The sequence below is a fragment of the Gabonia massiliensis genome (genome assembly GCF_001403595.1).
Classification (GTDB): Bacteria; Bacteroidota; Bacteroidia; order Bacteroidales; family Coprobacteraceae; genus Coprobacter; species Coprobacter secundus.
On record NZ_LN877940.1, the window covers coordinates 1,034,343 to 1,052,611 of the forward strand.

Genomic DNA, 18,269 nt, shown 5'->3' on the forward strand with positions numbered 1-18,269 from the left:
TTTGAAATTTTGATTGTATAGAAAGAATTATTTTTTTATAAATCGAACTGTTTTGTCTCCCATTTTGAAGAGATAGATACCGTTAGGTAAGTTGCATATTGAAGTTTCTCCGTGTGATAATACTCCTTGTTTAACAATAGACCCAGAGGTATTGTAAATAGTATAGTTTTCTTTATCACTTCCTGTAATGTGGATGATGTTTGTTGCAGGATTTGGGTAAAGAGATAAAGTGTCTACTTGATAATTTTGTATGGATGTAGTTGTGTTATCTTTATAAATAGCTTTGATTGTAATGTCTTCAGCGGGCATATTTATACTACTTTTTGCAGAAGTTTCGTCTTCGACAATATTTGCAGGTGTAGTGACCCACTTATCGAAAATCTTGCCTTCTGGAGCTTCGTTGGCTGAAATTGTAACTTTGTCGCCTTCGAAGGCAATATCTGTAGCGATAGAAGAAATGGCATTACCATCGGTTATTGAAATGTTGAAGAATGGTTTGAAATTTGTATTTGGTATACCTCCCCAATTGGTTGCTTTATAATCGTCAAGAGATGTGGCTGGGACATATACGTCATATATTTTGTTGTTATTAGCACCTAAGTCAAAAAATGCATTATTACCTACTGTAGGTAGGGTAGTTGCACGACAAACAACTAACTTTACGTTTTTTCTTTGACAAAAAGCGTCTGGTCCTATTTGTTTGATAGTAGAAGGAAGGTAGATTTCTTCCAGAATTCCTCCTTGACCGTCAATTCTATATCTTACACCTTCCTGTTCGATGGTCTCAACACCTTCAGTAAATACGATTTTTTTTAAGTTGTCAGCCCAACCGAAAAACCGTTGGCTGATTCCGTTTCCCATGCGTAGGTTAAACCGGGGAGATGTTTTTATAATGTCTCCGTTTATCGTAATTGTTTCAGCTTTGATATTTCGAGGACAAAATAATAATGTTGCTTCAGTAGTTTCTGTTGCGAGTTGTACAAGAATACCGTCCATTGATGTAAATGAAGCATTTCCTTCTGTAACTTCAATAGTTTCTAATCCCTCATTATACCAAAATGTATCATTGGCCGATACGAATCCTTGGAAAGTTGTCGGAAGAATTAACTTTTTCAGGATTTTGTTATAAGAAAATGCATGTTTTCCAATTGTAGTAACACTTTCGGGGATAGAATAGGTTTCATTCGTTTTGCCACAAGGATATAATAATAAAACTATTTTTCCATCGTCATATGTGGTATATATGGCTCCGTCACCCTCAGTCTGACATTTATTTCCATTGGTGTCGAAACTAAATAGTTTAGGGTTGTCTGGGAACTCAAAACCGATAATTCCTTGACAATTTGCAAAGCGATTATCAAATGCATCTGCTCTTGTCAGAGTTTTTGGTAAAGAAATTATACCTTCTAATTTGCTATTATTAAAGACTTCAGCTTCTATGTTATTTAGATTTGCTGGGAATTTTATGGCCTTAATGTATTGGTTATCTTTGAAGGCTCCTTTGGTGAGGGTAGTTGTTTTTTCGTCACCTGAAAGATCAAGTTCAGAAAGAGCTGCCATTTCGTTTAATGTTGAGAAATCCTCGTTGGTCAATGCTATACCATCGGTATTATTAATAACAGTCAGTTTGGTAATCTCATTTTTTGTAACACCTGCATTTTCTATTTCTTGTAAGGCTTGTTTTAACCCTTTTGAAGCATTTAAAGTGATAACTTGTATTGGTGATGGTACAAATTCCTTGTAGGTGGCTTTAATTGTGATATTTTCAGCTGGCATGTTTATTATGCTTTCTGAAGATGTCTCATCTTCAATGATATTTGCCGGGGTAGTAACCCACTTGTCAAATATTTTACCTTTGGGAGCTTCATTGGCTGAAATTGTAACTTTGTCACCTTCGAAAGCTATATCTGTAGCGATAGAGGAAATAGCATTACCATCGGTTATTGAAATATTGAAGAATGGTTTGAAATTTGTATTTGGTATACCTCCCCAATTGGTTGCTTTATAATCGTCAAGAGATGTGGCTGGGACATATACATCATATATCTTGTTGTTATTAGCACCTAAATCAAAAAATGCATTATTACCTACTGTAGGTAGAGTAGTTGCACGACAAACGACTAATTTTACGTTTTTTCTTTGACAAAAAGCGTCTTTACTGATTGTTGAAATTGTTGAAGGCAGATATATTTCTTCTAATATACCTCCTTGTCCATCAACACGGTATCTTACACTATTTTCTCCTATGTTTTCTATTCCTTCGGTGAATATAATTTTTTTCAGGTTTTCAGCACATCCGAAAAAACGTCTACTAATGCCGTTTTCAAATCGTAAGTTATTTGAAGGGACATTTTTGACAATGTTTCCGTTGATTGTGATGGTTTCGGCTTTGATATTTCTAGGACAATATAGTAAAGCTGCTTCAGAAGATTCTGTAGCCAGTTGGACGAGGATGCCGTCCATAGAGGAAAATAGAGTATTACCTTTGGCGACATCTATATATTCTAAGCCTTCGTTATACCAGAATGTATCATCGGGAGCCATTAGGCCGGTGAAGGTCGTCGGCAGAACCAATTTCTTAAGTATTTTGTTATAGAAAAAAGCATGTCTTGCAATAACATTTACGCTTTCGGGAATGGTGTATGTTTCTTCTGGTTTTCCACACGGGTATAATAATAGAGAAATTCTTTTATCGTCGTAAGTAGTATAAACGACACCATCTCCTCCGGTTTGACATTTATTCCCGTTTTTGTCAAAAGAAAATAATTTAGGATTTTCTGGAAATTCAAATCCGGTAATGCCTTGACAGTTCATAAATCGTCCTTGAAATAGGTCATTTCGTGTCAGTGTTTTAGGCAAGGAAACAATGCCTTCGAGTTTGCTGTTATTGAAAACATTGTTTCCCATATAATTCATATTAGTTGGGAATTTTACAGTTTTTATGTATTGATTGTCTAAAAAAGCATTATCAGTAAGTGCCGTTGTTATTTCATCGCCTGAAAGGTCTAATTCTGAAAGTGCTGTCATTTCGTTTAAGATAGAAAAATCCGAAGCTGTTAGGGCTGTACCGTCAGTGTTATTAATAATACTGAGTTTTGTAATTTCATTTCTTGTAATACCTATATTTTCTATTTCTTGTAAAGCTTCTTCTAAGGATTTCGATGCACTTAATGTGACAGTTTCTATTTGGGCAAATACAGAATTTACTGTGCAAAAAATGTATGCTATTATAGCATATCTTTTTAATGGCATTATAAGTTTTTTCATTGTTTTTGATTTTTTTATTAATTTGATTTTGCGAAAGTAAATGGAAGTATTACCTACTTTTACAAGTGATACTTCCATTTATTTTTCTTTCATTTTTTTATAAATCGGATGGTAGTATTATTTATTCTCAGGAAGTATATTCCTATTGGCAATTCTGAAATAGAAATGTTTTCTCCATTAAATTTACCTTGTTTCATTAAGTTTCCAAATGTATTGTATATAGAATAAATTCCGTTTTTTGTACCCGTTATTGAAATATAATCAGTGGCGGGATTAGGGAATACAGAAAGAGTTTCATAAGTTGTATTATCGATGTCTGTATATTGTTTGAAATTTGCGATGATATCTACATCTCTGGGAGGCATGATAAAGGAGGTTTCTGGGCTGTTAGGATTATCGAATTCTACTCCTGAAGTTGTTGATGTCCAGCTTACAAATTCCTGACCGGGTATTTGTGATGCAGAAATTTCTACTTTGTCTCCTTCTGCAGCTTCGAATGGGGCAATTCCTCCTTGGATATTTATTGTATAGGTCATTGTATAGATAGCTTCTATTTCGACTTCTCCGTCAATCATTACAAATGAAGTTGAGATTGCAGCCGGATTATTGATTATAACACCGTCCCCTTTATTGACAACCCATTTCTGGAAAGTTAACGTTTGTCCATCTACTTGTTTTTCGAAATCTGTATCTATATTTACTGTACTTCCAATTGGTGCTTTTCCGTCTTTGGTGATAGTAGCTCCAATAATCGTATATGGTTTATTTTTTTCAAATACAGCTGTAATTGTAACATTACTTTCTGGCATTGTGAAAAATGTATTGGTCGCTTTACTATCAATAAATGTTACATTTTGAGGCTCTGATTCCCAATGAGTGAAGGATGTTTCTTCAGGGCTTTTCCCAGCTGTAATTTCTATTTGGTATCCAGGAACACTAACATTTTGATGAACGGTTCCTCCGACTATTGTAATCTCTTTGTATGGAACAATTTGCTCTTTTTTAAAACTCCAACCATTTCCTTTAGGTCCTGTTTGAGAAGAGCCTCCATTTCCGTCATTTACCCATTGAGCATAATTTTCATCTAGAATATCACTTTTCAGATAAGCATCTATCGCACTTTCGGGTATACCGAATTTGATCTTTGTATTATTAGATTCTCGAAATGCTGAGTTCCCTGTGATTTTAGGTGGAGTAGTTGCTCTGCAAATAAATTGTGTCATATTATTACAGTTTGCAAAAGCTTCACCGTTTATAGTTGTCATGGTCGAAGGTAATTCTATATATACGATGGGAAGTGGTTCTGTGGTTGATGTCCTGAAGGCTCTATATCCGACTTCTTTAAATCCTTCTGTGAAGATAACTCTTTTTAAACTTCTTGCGTTTGAGAAAAATCCGGCAGGAACTTTTTCTACAAGATTGCCGTCTATCGTCAGATTCTCCGTTTTGTTTGCAGGGGGAAAATAAACTAAAGATTTAGTTGTTTTGTTTAATAATAATCCTCCTATTGAGGCGAATGTTGCATTACCACTTTCTACATCGATTGATTCGAGGGCTGTAACATCCCGGAATATTGCATCTTCTTTTGCAAATTTTTCAAATGAAGTTGATAATATCAGCTTTTTGAGCTTTTTATTGTAGAAGAAGGCTTGTTCTTCAATAGTTTGAGCTCCTTCTTTCATAGTATAGCTTTCGGCATCTTTTCCACAAGGATATCTAACGAGCCTCGTTATTTTATCGTCTCCCGTGAAATATAAAACTCCTTCATGCGTCGAGAAGTTGCGATTATCTGGGAAATTAAATGCTGTAATTCCCTGACAATTTCCAAAGCGACCTATTATGTCTCCCATACCGGTTACCGTTTTAGGAAAAGTTACAGTTCCTTTTAAAGCACTATTATTAAAAGCTCCACCTCCAATACTTTTTAAATTGGCGGGAAAATTTATTGTTTCTATTGTTTGATTATCAGCAAATGCATTTCCAGGAAGAGACGTTGTATTTAGATCATCGGATAAGTCTAACTCTTTTAACTTGGGCATCTTATTCAGAATGTCGAAATCAGTAGAATTTAGAGTAGCTCCATTAGATGTTGTTATTTTTAGTTTTACGGTATTTGCCTTTTCTTCATCTGAAAGAATTGTTGATAGTGAACCCGATTGTGTTACATCTTTGGTTAACTCTTGTGAAAATAAGGATGTTCCCGAACTAAATAATAATAATGTAATTAAAAATCGTTGTTTTAGGGTAAAAAAGTTGTTCTTCATTGTACTTTGAATTTAAAATGATATTTTTGGTGAAAAATAAATTATACAAATAAACTAATTCATTACTTCAGAAAATGAAACAAAATCTGGATAAAGTTTGATTAAAAGTGAATCAAAAAGCGGACAGAAATGGGTTTAGATAAATAATTATTTGTAAAACAGTTGGATATACAATTTGTTAGGGTTAGAATATTGTGATTGTATATAATAATATATAGATAGCAGAGTCGTTTATATGGAATTCATTTTATAGTTAAAAACAAGGTGTTAAGACCTTTTTGGGGAAATTCAATTTTTATGAAGGATAATATTTCTTTTTATTATTGTTTGTGGCAAGTTGCTTGTCCCTGAATTGAAGAAGGATAAAGTATACTTTTGAAGTGCTATGGCAAGTCTATGATTTTATTAAAATAATGTTATATAGTATATTGATATTTATGGATATTTGTTTTGAGTGGTTATATTGTTGGCATGATATAGATTAAATATACTGTCTATCTATATTTTATCGTAGTTTTACTTGTATTTTGTTTATATTTTGTTCGGAATTTATATAAAGTTTATTGATAATCGGATTTCTTTTTTGCTATACATTTGTTGCATCATTTTAAAATTTGAATAGAAAAATTTTGTTTAACTGAATAAAAGAGATATCAATGAAAAACTGTCTGAAAAAAATTTTCTTGACTATATTATTTATATATAGCATGTCTAATTTTTTGTATGCACAAGTAGAAACCATAACAGGAAAGGTGACGCAGGGAGATGGAGAACCTTTGATTGGTATTACTATCCAGGTGAAAGGAGGTGGTCAAAATACCTCGTCGGGAACAATAACAGATATTGATGGAAATTATTCTGTTAAGGCTGCTTCTAATTCTCAATTAACATTCAGTTATGTAGGATTTAAGTCCCAGACTATAACTGTGGGTAATCGGAAGGTTATTAATGTGATTATGGAGGAGGATAATAAATTGTTAGATGAAGTAGTTGTGATTGGTTATGGTACAATGAAGAAAAGTAATGTTACAGGAGCAATCTCTTCAGTGAAAGCGTCAGCACTGGAAAATACGGCATCGGCAGGTATTGAGTCTGCTTTACAAGGAAAAGTTCCGGGAGTATTTATTTCGAAAACTAGTGGTAAACCGGGGGCGACGGCAGATGTCAAGATTCGTGGGGTAGGTTCCTTTAACGGGTCGGGTCCATTGTGGATTATCGATGGAGTTCCTCAAAGTCCGGGAGCAGATTTTAATATGAACGATGCTGAATCGGTAGAAATTTTGAGAGATGGTTCTGCAGCAGCTATTTATGGAGCCTCTGCTGCTAATGGAGTTGTACTTGTTACGACGAAGCGAGGAAAAGATGGAGATGCAAAGGTTAACTTTAATGCTTATGTAGGATTTAATAATCCGACCAATCTCCCTGATATGTTAAATACACGTCAATTAAAAGAATTGAGAATTGAGGATTTTAATGGGAAAGGAAAAATGACGGAAGAGGAAATGTTGACATTTCCATTGTGGTATTCTCAAAATGGAGGGAAAAATATTATTGCATATGGGTTAGATTATGACTTAACTAACGCTGATTATAATTGGAAAGATATTATATTTTCCACGGGAATGACACAAAATTATGACCTTTCATTTAGTCGAGGGACAGATAAATATAATTATTATGCATCATTTAATTATTTTGACGAAAAAGGTACATATATGGATACACGCTTTAGACGGTATTCATTTCGATTGAACTCGGAAGTAAAACTGAATAAATGGTTGTCATTTGGTGAAAATATGCAGATTGTCCATATTAATAATAAAGTAAATTCAAATAATACATTCTTGGATAGTTATATGCGTACTATGCCATTCATGATGCCTTATGATGAGTCTAATCAACCTGGAGGATTCGGCTATTTTCCAAAAACAAATGCAGATGGAACTCCTATTATCGACCCGGTAAGTGGAAAAGTAACGAATATAACAGAGATGTTGGCTGCATATAACGGGCACAACCCTTTGGCTGACGAAACGACGACGGATAAGAGAAACACCGATTATAAAATCAATGGAAATATTTATTTAAAAATACAGCCGATAAAAGATTTGACTATAACAGCCAATATGTTTGGTGGGTTTGCCGCTGGGGGAAGTCGTATGGAAAAGAGCCCGTTCCAGTATGAGGCAGAAGAAAGTTTAAATTCATCTATGTCTCAAGCTCTTACTCGGGGATATTCTTTGGGAGGAAACTTAGTAGCAAATTATAATAAAACGTTTAAAGACAGGCATGATTTAGGTATCATGATTGGAATGGAGGGTCAGAAAGCTTATTCTACAGGGTTAACGGTTAGTGCTCAGAACATGACAGGAGATATATTCAGGGCCTCATTGGCTGATGTTGCAGACAGATTTTCCGGGGATACTTATTCAAATAATGCATCTTTGTCCTTTTTTGGCCGTATAAATTATACATATGATAACAGGTATACTGTTATGGCGTTGGTGAGAAGAGATGGTTATGATCGTTTTGGTCCGGATAATCGGTGGGGAAATTTTCCATCTTTTTCTGCTGCATGGAGAATTAGTAATGAAGACTTTATAAAGAATAACGTATCGATGAATTGGTTGGATGACCTGAAACTTAGGGCATCTTGGGGCCTTTTGGGAAGTGCCAGTGTCGCTCAAAATTTGTATACCGCCAGCTATGTACTTCCTAATTCAAATTATGCATCTGGAATTACCGATTCGGATGGAAATCAATCGTCAGTAATAGGGGTAAGGCTGAATCGGTTACCTAATCATAAAATAAAATGGGAAGATATATCTACTACAGATGTTGGATTTGATCTATCAGTATTGAAGAATTCATTGCGGTTTTCTTTTGATTGGTATGTTAAGAATACGTCTGATGCACTGTTTAGCAGTACACTTCCGTCAATGGCTGGATTAGGAAACCGAGATAATGTTTCTTATGTTTATAATGTAGGAAAGATAAGAAACAAAGGTTTTGATATAGAAGCTTCTTATAATAATAGAATAGGAAAAGATTTTCATTATTCGATAGGTGCGAATTTAGGATATGTTAAAAATAAGGTATTGGCTACAGATGATGATAATACGGTGCTGATTTCCAGCCAAAAAGTATTGGGAGCTTCGAATGTTTCGTTTACCCAGGTTGGTTATCCCATAGGATCGTTTTTTGCTTATGAAGTAGATGGCGTTTTTCAAACTCAGGAAGAGGTTGATGAATATAATCGGAGAGCTCAGCAAAATGGCTATGATTATTATCAGCAAGCAGGTACAGCTGCGGGAGATTTAATATTTCGGGATAATAATGGTGATGGGCATATCGATTCAGGAGATATTACCCACGTAGGGGATCCTTGGCCTGATTTTACCTATGGTTTCAATTTGGGATTTGATTATAAAGGCATTGATTTAAGCATATTGTTTCAAGGAGTCTGTGGAAATGAGATATTTAATGATTTTCGTACAAAATCTCATCTTCTTTATAATGATTATAATACAACGACTTATGCGCTTAATCGATGGACAGGCCCAGGTAGTACAAATGAAAATTTCAGGTCTTACTTTGACGATCCTAATAATAACAAGACAACAGTGTCGACTTGGTTTATCGAAGATGGGTCATATTTGCGACTGAAAAACATTCAATTGGGGTACACTTTCCCTAAAAAGTGGATGAGCAAAGCTCATATATCTAAATGTCGGGTTTATGTTTCGGGGCAGAATCTGTTGACATTTACAAAATACGAAGGTTTTGATCCGGAATTTTGTTCAGCAAGTAGTAATACCTCGTTTGGTATAGACATGGGAAATTATCCTCAAAATAAGACATTTTTATGTGGCATACAAGTGGAGTTTTAGTGTAGAATTGTTCCAACTTATTTTAATTATTTAAATAAAAAAGATGAGTATCATGAAATATATAAAATTGGTAGCCAGTGTAACACTATTTAGTCTTTTACTATCTTCCTGTAGCGATTTTTTGGAAGTTGAAAATTATGAAGGAATTCCTGCTGATGAGTTTATTACGAGTGTAAATAATGCTCAAACGGCTGTAAATGGAGTATATAGTGGATTGTATGGAGAATATCTATACTATTATGGAATATATTATTATACATGCTTTGCCTCACAAGAGCTTGAATTCCGTGCGACATTGGGTGACGTAAAGCCATTGGTCAATTATGCATATAGTGATCAGGCAACAGCAATCAATACGTATTGGAAAAACTTGTATTCTATTGTTTCCCGGGCGAATGATGTATCTACTAAGATATATGATTTGATAAATAGTGGGAAGTTAACTGTATCGGAGAATCAGGAACTTATGCAAATGATAGGTGAATGTAAGTTTTTGCGGGGATTCTCTTATTTTTTATTGACTCGTTCTTTTGGGGATAAGCTACCTTCTCATCCAGCTTATAATTCTAATGAATTAGGAGTGCCTATATTGGATACTTTGATTGTTTCTAGGGAACAATTGATGGTTCCTCGCAATACTTTGGGGGAATGCTGGTCTGTGATATTACGTGATTTTGAGACAGCTTATAATTTATTACCGACTTCTTGGTCAACAGATAAGTTAGGAGCGGTAACGAAAGGTGCAGCTGCAGGTTATCTGGGGCAAGTATATATGTATCTTAAAGATTATGAGTCTGCAAAGACGTGGTTTGAGAAAAGTGTACAGTGCGGTAATCAGAGAGGAGGAGACTATCAATTAGTAGAAAATTATGCATGGAATTTTGATTTTTTGCATGAAAATAATTCGGAATCAATTTTTGAAGTACAATTCCAGACAATTAGTGATGATACGAGATTGGCATCTTATTTATGGAGGCGTTTAGGTCCAGATGGTGTAGGTGGTGGATTTGGAATTGTGAATGTTGCTATGGATTGGGTGAATAAATTTAATATAGGTTATGAACTAACCCAAGAGGTGTATGATGAATATGCTAATTTACCTTCAACAGGTGAAATAAATATCATTACAAGAGAAGTAATGAAAGCTTATCAAGTGGCTATTGGGGTTCAAGTATTTTCTGAGGAAGAATTTTTTGAATTATATACTGGAGATTGGGATGCTTTGGGTGATGCAGTAAATCAGGTATTGAGGGCTAATCACTATCGTTTGGATGTGAAAACAGAACCGGGTTGGGGAACGGCAGATAATCGGTACATACAAACAATATTAAATGCATCACGTTCTGCAGATCCTCGTATGTATGATTCGTTTTACGTGCCAGGACGGGATAGTGTGGCTTTAGATTGGGCTGCAACAAAAGTGATAGATTATCCAAATAGTTATTATGGATTTAAAAAATATATTCCATACAATGCCGTTGAAAATTGGGCATCAGAAGGATTACCTGGTTTTCAGGGGAGTAATTCGATAAATCAACGAATATTCCGATTGGCGGATTTGTATTTGCAGTATGCAGAAGCTTGTTATCGGACGGGTGATAATACAAATGCAGAAAAATATTTGAATAAAGTAAGACGGAGAGCTTGGAAATTGCCATTTGATGACGCTTCTTTACAGGTCAAAGAGTCTGTAGATTATCCGTCGGATGATGATACCGGTGATTTTATAGATGCAATAATTGCAGAAAGAGAAAAGGAGCTGTGTTTAGAAGGACATTTGTGGTTTGATTATTTGCGATGGAATAAAGCTGAGGAATTGTTCAAAACTAAGGGGTTTGAGCCCAATAAGCATCATCGTTTACCTATACCTCTTGCCGAACGGCAGATTGTCGGTATGGATGTTCTATTACAAAACAGTGGATATTAATCGTTAACTATAGTTTATTTTTCTTCGAAGGTTTATTTCGAAGGGTATTGTTCAATTTAAAAAACAAATTATCATGAGAAAAAATGTACGGTTCTTTAGTTGTGTTGCTGCAATGCTTCTGACAGCTAATATTGTATTTGCTCAAAGGCAACCTATTGTTTATGAGGATTTTAAAACAGTCGAGGTTATTACTACGGACGAGTGGATTGAAATTGACGGTTTGGAAGATGAAGCATGTTGGTCAAAAGTACCGGAAAATCCTGTTGGAAATATTTTACGTAACTGGGGTGCGCAACCGGTGGAGAATATATGGGGATATTCCGCTACATTTAAAGTGGTACGAGATGTGAATTACTTTTACTTTTTTGTTAAAGTGAAAGATAATGTATACATTCCCTATGATTCGGAAAAAATGAAAAGTGATATAGGTATTGACCATCTTGAGTTGTTTTTCTTCCCTAATCCGGATGATAAAAATATGTTGTATGAAGAAATTGACGCACGTCCTCGTGGATTATCTCAATTAAGGGTTTCTATTGGGAATACAGAGAATCGTTTTAGCGGGGGTGGATATGCTGCAGGATTTGCCGTTGATAATAAAATTACAGGTTATGAATATAAGACAGTGCAAACTGCAGATGGTTATAATGCAGAAATTGTTATTCCTAAAGATATTGTTATTTCTGAAGAATATTATGGAAATTTAGAGATTGGTAAAAAGATTCTTTTCGATATAAATACTGCAAATTGTACTGATTATGAAAGTAATACTCGTCAGATTATCTTAGGATGGTCTGGAATTGATTATAATTCTTGGAAGTTGAATTCAACTTTAGGAGAAATGCATTTTGTTGAGAACTTGTCTTCAGTAGAGAAAGCAGAAATGGATGAAGTAAATTATTCTTTTACCAATAATATATTGTCTTTGCAGGATGTTCAAAATGCACAGATTAGAATTCATGACATCTCTGGAAAGATGATAAAATCATGGAGTTACACTGAACCTACTGATTTGTCATCATTAACTTCAGGAATTTATTTAGTTAATGTTGAAGGTATGAAATGTTTTAAGATAGTGAAATAATTAGATTTTCCATATATAAGTTGTGGGTGGTTAAAAGCTACAGGTCATTGACTTGTAGCTTTTTTATTTATTGTGTAAAAGGTCTGTTATGTAACAGGTCTTTTACAATTTATTTATATTTGTTAGTTTAAAGGTTATTTTATTATTTTCAGATTTCACGAAGGTGAAAGCTATAGTTTATCTGAATTGAGAATCTGCTCTCTATGCAGTTTATACGTTTCTTCAAGTAGATTTGTTTTTATTCCTTGATAAAGCAAACGCTAAAAAGGTAATATGGTGTTTGGTGGGATGAGTAAAAATAATGGCGGTTGTCTCAAAATAAACTTGAGATGGCCACTCTTTCAGAGTTTCAGATTTAAATTTTCCGTTATCAAAGAATTTATCCTTTCAGACAGTTTTTCGCGCATAAAAAAGCTTTCTAAGAGGCTACTTTTGCAAGATTGAGTGCTATGACCATCAGACCAAACTCAATTTCCATTTTCTTCAGTCCATGAAGATGGAACCTCTTGAAATGTTTGTTGTTCTTGTGGTTTCCAAATACAGCCTCCACATCCTGAGGTCGCTGACTCTGATTTTTCAGACTTTCCACAGAGAGTAACTTTTTACGTTCCTTTTCCTTGATTTTTAAGCGGTGATTTACCTGTACAATCCTTTCAGAACGACTTTTATGGCAATGGCATCTTAACAGACATCCCTTGCAATTCTGAGCCCGGTATTTTGATATGGTCTGTTCACCATTTTTTTTACAGATACAAAAGAGGCTATCCCATATTTATTTTGAGATAGCCTCTCTATACTAATAATTATATAAGATGTGTTGTTTTATAGTTATTTTTGGAATATTTCTGGATATTTCCTTATAAAGTAGACTGGAGTACAGCTCCATGCATGACAGTAACTATTCATTGGATAGAAATAGTATGGAGATATGAAATCATTATTTGGGTCATATGCTTCCCAGAATGTATCGGCACCTTTTTTTATCATTCCTCCCCAGTAATCAATTAAGGCTTTTTTTGCTTCTGCATTCATTCCACAGTTGATTAACGATTGGATATAGTAGTGATACATATAAGGTGTTCCCGGATGGCAAACGTTTTGTGTCGTATGTAGAGCTGAGAGGGCTTTTTCTCCTTCGGTTTTGGTGGCAACTTCGCTTAGTATCATCCAAATTTGAGAAGCATATGAGATTTGTTTGTTTCCAATTCCTATAAATAATCCTGATTTTTTGTCATAGTAGTTTTTATGGGCAGCTTTTGTCATTTTTTTTATCAGTGCAGGTAAATCAGCTACTTCTTTTTCTTTTCCAAGTAGTTGGGCAAGCTTGTAAGATTCTTTGAGTGCAAATATTGAAACTCCTTGTAATGGTACTTCTTTATATAGATCTTCTTTCCAATCGAAGAAAATCCACCAATTTTTATTTACTTTTTCAAAATCCATTAGTCCATTGGATTTGACGTTAGTACGGACAATATCTATTTGTTTTTTGGCTACAGGCCATAAGTCTTCTGCCGTTTCATAATCTTTTGTAGCCTCTAAATAATCTTTGAGAGAAGCATTATAAAGCAAGGCATATTCATAAAGAAATTGTTTGTCTTGAGCCCGAGGTACAGGATTCTCTATTACAGTGGCCAGTAGGTATCCGTTCTTGTCACTTAACCCAGCTAATAAATATAGGCAACGTTTGGTCAAATCATGTTGTTTGAAAGAATAATTGTTTCCGAGAGCTTCGAGATATAGGTCTCCTATCCATAGACGTTGGTCTCTTTTAGGCCCGTCTTCATAAACTGTCTGCATGCATTCTTTCAATGTATTCAAACTAACTCGCTCTATTTTCCTGATCATAGGATCAACAGAGGAGGGAAGTTCCTCTGGAATATTTTTTGCTGATGTCCGGGCTAAACATTTTATATCATAAATATTGAAATCATAGTAAGGTGAGCTGGCTAATAATTCTATTTTTACATAGCGAAAAGCCAACCTGCGATGTAAAGTTACCGTTTCGGGTACATACATTATTGAGACAATTTCGTCTTGTAACCATGCTCTACTCAAGTTGCCAGGGTAGGGGTCAAAGGGTACAGCGACTTCTGAGGGAACTTCTCCGAATGTGAGTTTGAATCTTAAAGGCCCATCAGCGGCTAAGCCTGTAGTTCTTACAGAAAAACAGAAGTTGCCAGTCATATGTTCTCCAAAATCAATAATAACCTCTTTTTTTAATCTGAAAGGCATATTGTATAATGTGTCGATAGGATGTATATTCGTTACTTTCCATTTTTGGAAGGCATATTCATCAGGGCTGACATTAACGATATGTAGAGGCTTTTTTTCTGTGATTATAAGCTCCGGTTTGTATTGTTCTGCCTTTTGGAGCCATTGTTTTCTACTATTTCCGTAATAGTCTTGTGAAAAACAAATAGATGTAAAAGAGAGAAGTAGAAAGTTCAGTAAAATAAATCTTATCATAATATTGTTTTTAGATGATATTTTTATATATGCTGTATTTTTTAGTTTACTTTTTTATTCAATTGTTTGATAATGGATAATAAATCTTTTTCCTTTTTATTTTGTCCCAAAAATAATAGATAATATTTTTCGTTATATACTGTAGACTCATTGGGGGCCAGTGTTATATATCGCCCGTGATTTTCTAATTCGATATATTTACCGTTGGCAGCAATGAAAATTTCGACTTCCCCCTGCTGAGGTGGAATATCTTCTACTTGAATATCGGGGAAACATTTGACAAAAAGCAGATTTTTATAGTAATGTGCCATCCAACCTCCTTTGGCTGTATTAAATAGTTTTTGAGCCTTCATGTTTTTTTCTTGAATAAACGGAACCCATAAAATATTGCTTTTTATAAAACTATTCGGAATACTTGAAATATTTATATTTTTATCTTCTTCCCCGATAGGAAAGAAGCTCAAGCCTCCAAAAACACGAGTGACATCCCATGGCGCAAGTTTATAGGTTTTATTGGAAATATTTTCTATTTTATAAGCGATACATATTGCAGTGTCGGATGTTGATATCGAAAATTCTTTTGTAATACGGAAATTCATATTTTCGGTTTGACTGACCATTTGTATTTTGTGACCTATAATAGTTGTTTTATATGGCAATTGGTCTATTGCAGGATAAGGAGGCCAGTAGTCTTTTTGTGGAGATATCCAAAATGTTGCTCCATAATATCTGGGATGTTCATTAGTTGAAGTTAGAAGTTCAGAGTTTCCTCTTCTAAAAGAGACGATACGACCTCCTGTCTGAGCAGATATACTGAAAATCAGATCTCCTGCAGATAGAGTGTAGATATTTCCGTCGCGTTTTATTTCTTGTCCGTAACAATAGTTTGTTGCAAATATTACAAGTAATAAAATAAAAGTTAGAACTGTGTTATTCTTGTTCTTCATCTTCATTTCTGTTAGGTATTGAAGAAATAAATTTATTAGTGGATGGTTCTGAACCCATTTCGAATTCCAGATGTCCTCCTTGGGTTATGTCTTGATGAGTAATATATAATTTGTTGTAATTCCGTCCGTTTAATTTTACTGATTGGATATAGATATTATTTTCGTTTAAATTGTGGGCTTCTATAATAAATGGATTATCTCCGGTCTTCAAAATTGCCTTATTTATCATTGGTTTGCCAAAAACATAGATTCCGCTTGCTGGATTTACAGGATAAATTCCCATTGCGCTGAATACATACCATGCAGACATTTGGCCGCAGTCTTCATTTCCACATAACCCATCAGGCTTATCTGTATATAATGTGGTCATTATCTCATGAAGTCTTTTTTGTGTTTTGTGCGGTTGACCGGCATAGTTGTATAGGTAAGCTACGTGGTGACTTGGCTCATTTCCATGAGCATATTGTCCTATGAGTCCGGTAATGTCGATAGGTACATCTCCTCCAGACATGTTAGGAGACATTGAAAATAATGTATCCAGAGCGGAAGCAAAAGCCTTTTTGCCACCATATAATTCGATTAGGCCATTGATATCGTGGGGAGCAAAAAAGGAATATTGCCATGAGTTACCTTCCACCCAATCGCATTCTCCATATGAAGAATAAAATGGATCGAATGGCCGACGGGGTTTGCCTTTGGACGAGACTCCATTCATTAATTTATATTCTTTATCAAAATAAGTTTTATAGGAAGCTGAGCGTTTCATAAAATATTCATAGTCCCCAATTTTATTTAACTCTTTGGCCATTTGAGCAATACACCAGTCATCAAAACAGTATTCTAATGCAGTAGAAACAGATTTGTTATATTTATCATAAGGTATATATTTATATTGTTTTAATTCTTTTATTCCAAAATCATCTTGCATAGCAGAGGCTCTCATTGCTTGATAAGCTTTTTCTACATCGAAATTTCTAATCCCTTTGAAATAAGCATCTACTATTACAGGTACAGAATGATAACCAATCATACAATTGGTTTCGCTCGACCATAAGGGCCATACAGGCAACAACCCGTATTGTTCATATTGCATTAGCATTGATTGTATCAGGTTACTCGTTATTTCTGGAGTAAGAAGAGTTAATAAGGGATTTTCTGCTCTAAATGTGTCCCATAAAGATAGTACAGTATAATTGTTGAAATTCAGAGCTTTATAGACTTTCTTATCGAATCCGAGATATTCTCCATTAATATCATTATATAAATAAGGAGCCAGAAATGAATGGTATAACGCTGTATAAAAAATTGTTTTTGTCTTTTCTGGCGCGTCTATTATAACTTTTCCCAGTTTTTCTTTCCAGGCCGATTGGTTTTCATTTAGTATTGTATCAAAATTCCATTCAGGTATTTCTTCTGTCAGATTCTGAAGAGCATTGTCTATGCTAACAGCTGATATACCGACTTTTACGAATATTGTTTCATTTTGATTAGTTTCAAAATTGAGTATGGCTTTAATGTTTTTTCCTTGGGCGGTTTTGTTTTTTGTAAACTGATCGTCCAACGCCAATTTTGCAGAATCGAAAGGCTTCGAGATACGAATGGCATAAAATATTTGTTGATTACTCCAGTATTTTTCTCCGGGTTCACCCCAGCCTTTTGTATTTCTTTGTCCGGTGATTGTACAACTGTCGACGAGATTTAAAGAAGTGAAGATGACAGAATCCTTGGCATAATGATGAGAAAGGTCTATGATTATGTGGGATTCTTTACTTTGTGGAAATGTATATTTGTGAAACCCACAACGTGGAGATGTTGTTAGTTCTACGGTTATGTTGTAATCTTTTAGATTGACTTTGTAGTATCCGGGAGAAGCCCATTCTTCTTCGTGAGAAAAACGGGAACGATAGCCACTGTCTGGGTCTTCTTTTGTTCCTGCTTGTAATTTTATGTCTCCAGTAGTGGGCATGAGCATTATGTCCATTAAATCTGAACGACCTGTTCCGGATAAATGAGTATGTGAAAATCCGATAATAGAACTGTCAGAATAGTGATATCCTGAGCACCAATCCCATCCATCTAGGCCTGTATCGGGGCTAAGTTGAACCATCCCAAAAGGGTAAGCAGCTCCAGGAAAAGTATGACCATGTCCTGATGTCCCAATAAGGGGATTAACGTAACTTAAAATGTTATGATTTTCTAAATCTGTATTTGAGGATGGCTTGCATCCTGCCATAAGTATTGAAACAAATAGGATAAATATATAATTTTTCATTTTTATTGTATGATTAGTTTATTCTGGGTAATATGAACTTACTTTATTTCCATCTAAATCTGTTTTTTTATCAATAGTTACGCTTCTGCGGAATTGATTTTCATCAATAGGAGTGAAATTTAACCAACTTTTAGGATCTGATGTAACGGGAT

General features: G+C 34.7%; 9 protein-coding genes. 3 read left to right on the plus strand and 6 right to left on the minus strand.

Annotation, left to right across the window (positions count from 1 at the left end):
- Window positions 1-27 precede the first annotated feature (27 nt).
- Entirely contained in the window at window positions 28-3,267 is a 3,240-nt protein-coding gene (locus tag BN2628_RS13990; protein ID WP_257606495.1) for a leucine-rich repeat protein, read from the minus strand.
- A gap of 89 nt (window positions 3,268-3,356) precedes the next feature.
- Window positions 3,357-5,531, minus strand: coding sequence for a leucine-rich repeat protein (locus BN2628_RS13995; protein ID WP_044228409.1), 2,175 nt, complete (start codon window positions 5,529-5,531; stop codon window positions 3,357-3,359).
- A gap of 656 nt (window positions 5,532-6,187) precedes the next feature.
- Here BN2628_RS13995 and BN2628_RS14000 point away from each other — a divergent pair.
- The 3 genes from BN2628_RS14000 to BN2628_RS14010 all read left to right on the plus strand — a co-directional run bounded on the left by BN2628_RS14000 (window position 6,188) and on the right by BN2628_RS14010 (window position 12,432).
- The gene (locus BN2628_RS14000) at window positions 6,188-9,421 is read left to right on the plus strand and encodes a SusC/RagA family TonB-linked outer membrane protein (protein ID WP_044228406.1); all 3,234 of its coding nucleotides are present in this window, start codon (window positions 6,188-6,190) and stop codon (window positions 9,419-9,421) included.
- A 52-nt stretch (window positions 9,422-9,473) separates the two neighbouring features.
- Window positions 9,474-11,348: a RagB/SusD family nutrient uptake outer membrane protein gene (locus BN2628_RS14005; RefSeq protein WP_257606497.1), complete on the plus strand. Its 1,875-nt coding sequence runs from the start codon at window positions 9,474-9,476 to the stop codon at window positions 11,346-11,348.
- 73 nt (window positions 11,349-11,421) lie between these two features.
- Window positions 11,422-12,432, plus strand: a complete 1,011-nt coding sequence (locus BN2628_RS14010; RefSeq protein ID WP_044228400.1) for a sugar-binding protein — start codon at window positions 11,422-11,424, stop codon at window positions 12,430-12,432.
- Window positions 12,433-12,850: 418 nt separating this feature from the next.
- Here the strand turns inward: BN2628_RS14010 and BN2628_RS16895 are convergent, their stop codons facing one another.
- Genes BN2628_RS16895 through BN2628_RS14025 form a run of 4 tightly spaced genes read right to left on the minus strand, consistent with a single transcriptional unit; the run spans window position 12,851 to window position 18,117 of the window.
- Complete coding sequence (locus tag BN2628_RS16895) at window positions 12,851-13,204, minus strand: transposase (RefSeq protein ID WP_074024190.1); 354 nt, start codon at window positions 13,202-13,204, stop codon at window positions 12,851-12,853.
- Window positions 13,205-13,260: 56 nt separating this feature from the next.
- The gene (locus BN2628_RS14015; protein ID WP_082002262.1) at window positions 13,261-14,898 is read right to left on the minus strand and encodes an alpha-L-rhamnosidase-related protein; all 1,638 of its coding nucleotides are present in this window, start codon (window positions 14,896-14,898) and stop codon (window positions 13,261-13,263) included.
- 41 nt (window positions 14,899-14,939) lie between these two features.
- Window positions 14,940-15,845 carry a DUF4380 domain-containing protein gene (locus BN2628_RS14020; RefSeq protein WP_052431512.1) on the minus strand — a complete coding sequence of 302 codons (906 nt, stop codon included), beginning with the start codon at window positions 15,843-15,845 and terminating at the stop codon, window positions 14,940-14,942.
- On the minus strand, window positions 15,829-18,117 hold the full coding sequence (locus tag BN2628_RS14025; protein WP_074024193.1) for a GH92 family glycosyl hydrolase: 2,289 nt from the start codon (window positions 18,115-18,117) through the stop codon (window positions 15,829-15,831). The genes BN2628_RS14020 and BN2628_RS14025 overlap by 17 nt, the downstream gene beginning before the upstream one ends.
- Between the last annotated feature and the right edge of the window lie 152 nt (window positions 18,118-18,269).

Coding starts and splice junctions, on each gene's coding strand:
- BN2628_RS13990 (WP_257606495.1), bottom strand. CDS start 3,267: ATGAAAAAACTTATAATGCCATTAAAAAGATATGCTATAATAGCATAC.
- BN2628_RS13995 (WP_044228409.1), bottom strand. CDS start 5,531: ATGAAGAACAACTTTTTTACCCTAAAACAACGATTTTTAATTACATTA.
- BN2628_RS14000 (WP_044228406.1), top strand. CDS start 6,188: ATGAAAAACTGTCTGAAAAAAATTTTCTTGACTATATTATTTATATAT.
- BN2628_RS14005 (WP_257606497.1), top strand. CDS start 9,474: ATGAAATATATAAAATTGGTAGCCAGTGTAACACTATTTAGTCTTTTA.
- BN2628_RS14010 (WP_044228400.1), top strand. CDS start 11,422: ATGAGAAAAAATGTACGGTTCTTTAGTTGTGTTGCTGCAATGCTTCTG.
- BN2628_RS14015 (WP_082002262.1), bottom strand. CDS start 14,898: ATGATAAGATTTATTTTACTGAACTTTCTACTTCTCTCTTTTACATCT.
- BN2628_RS14020 (WP_052431512.1), bottom strand. CDS start 15,845: ATGAAGAACAAGAATAACACAGTTCTAACTTTTATTTTATTACTTGTA.
- BN2628_RS14025 (WP_074024193.1), bottom strand. CDS start 18,117: ATGAAAAATTATATATTTATCCTATTTGTTTCAATACTTATGGCAGGA.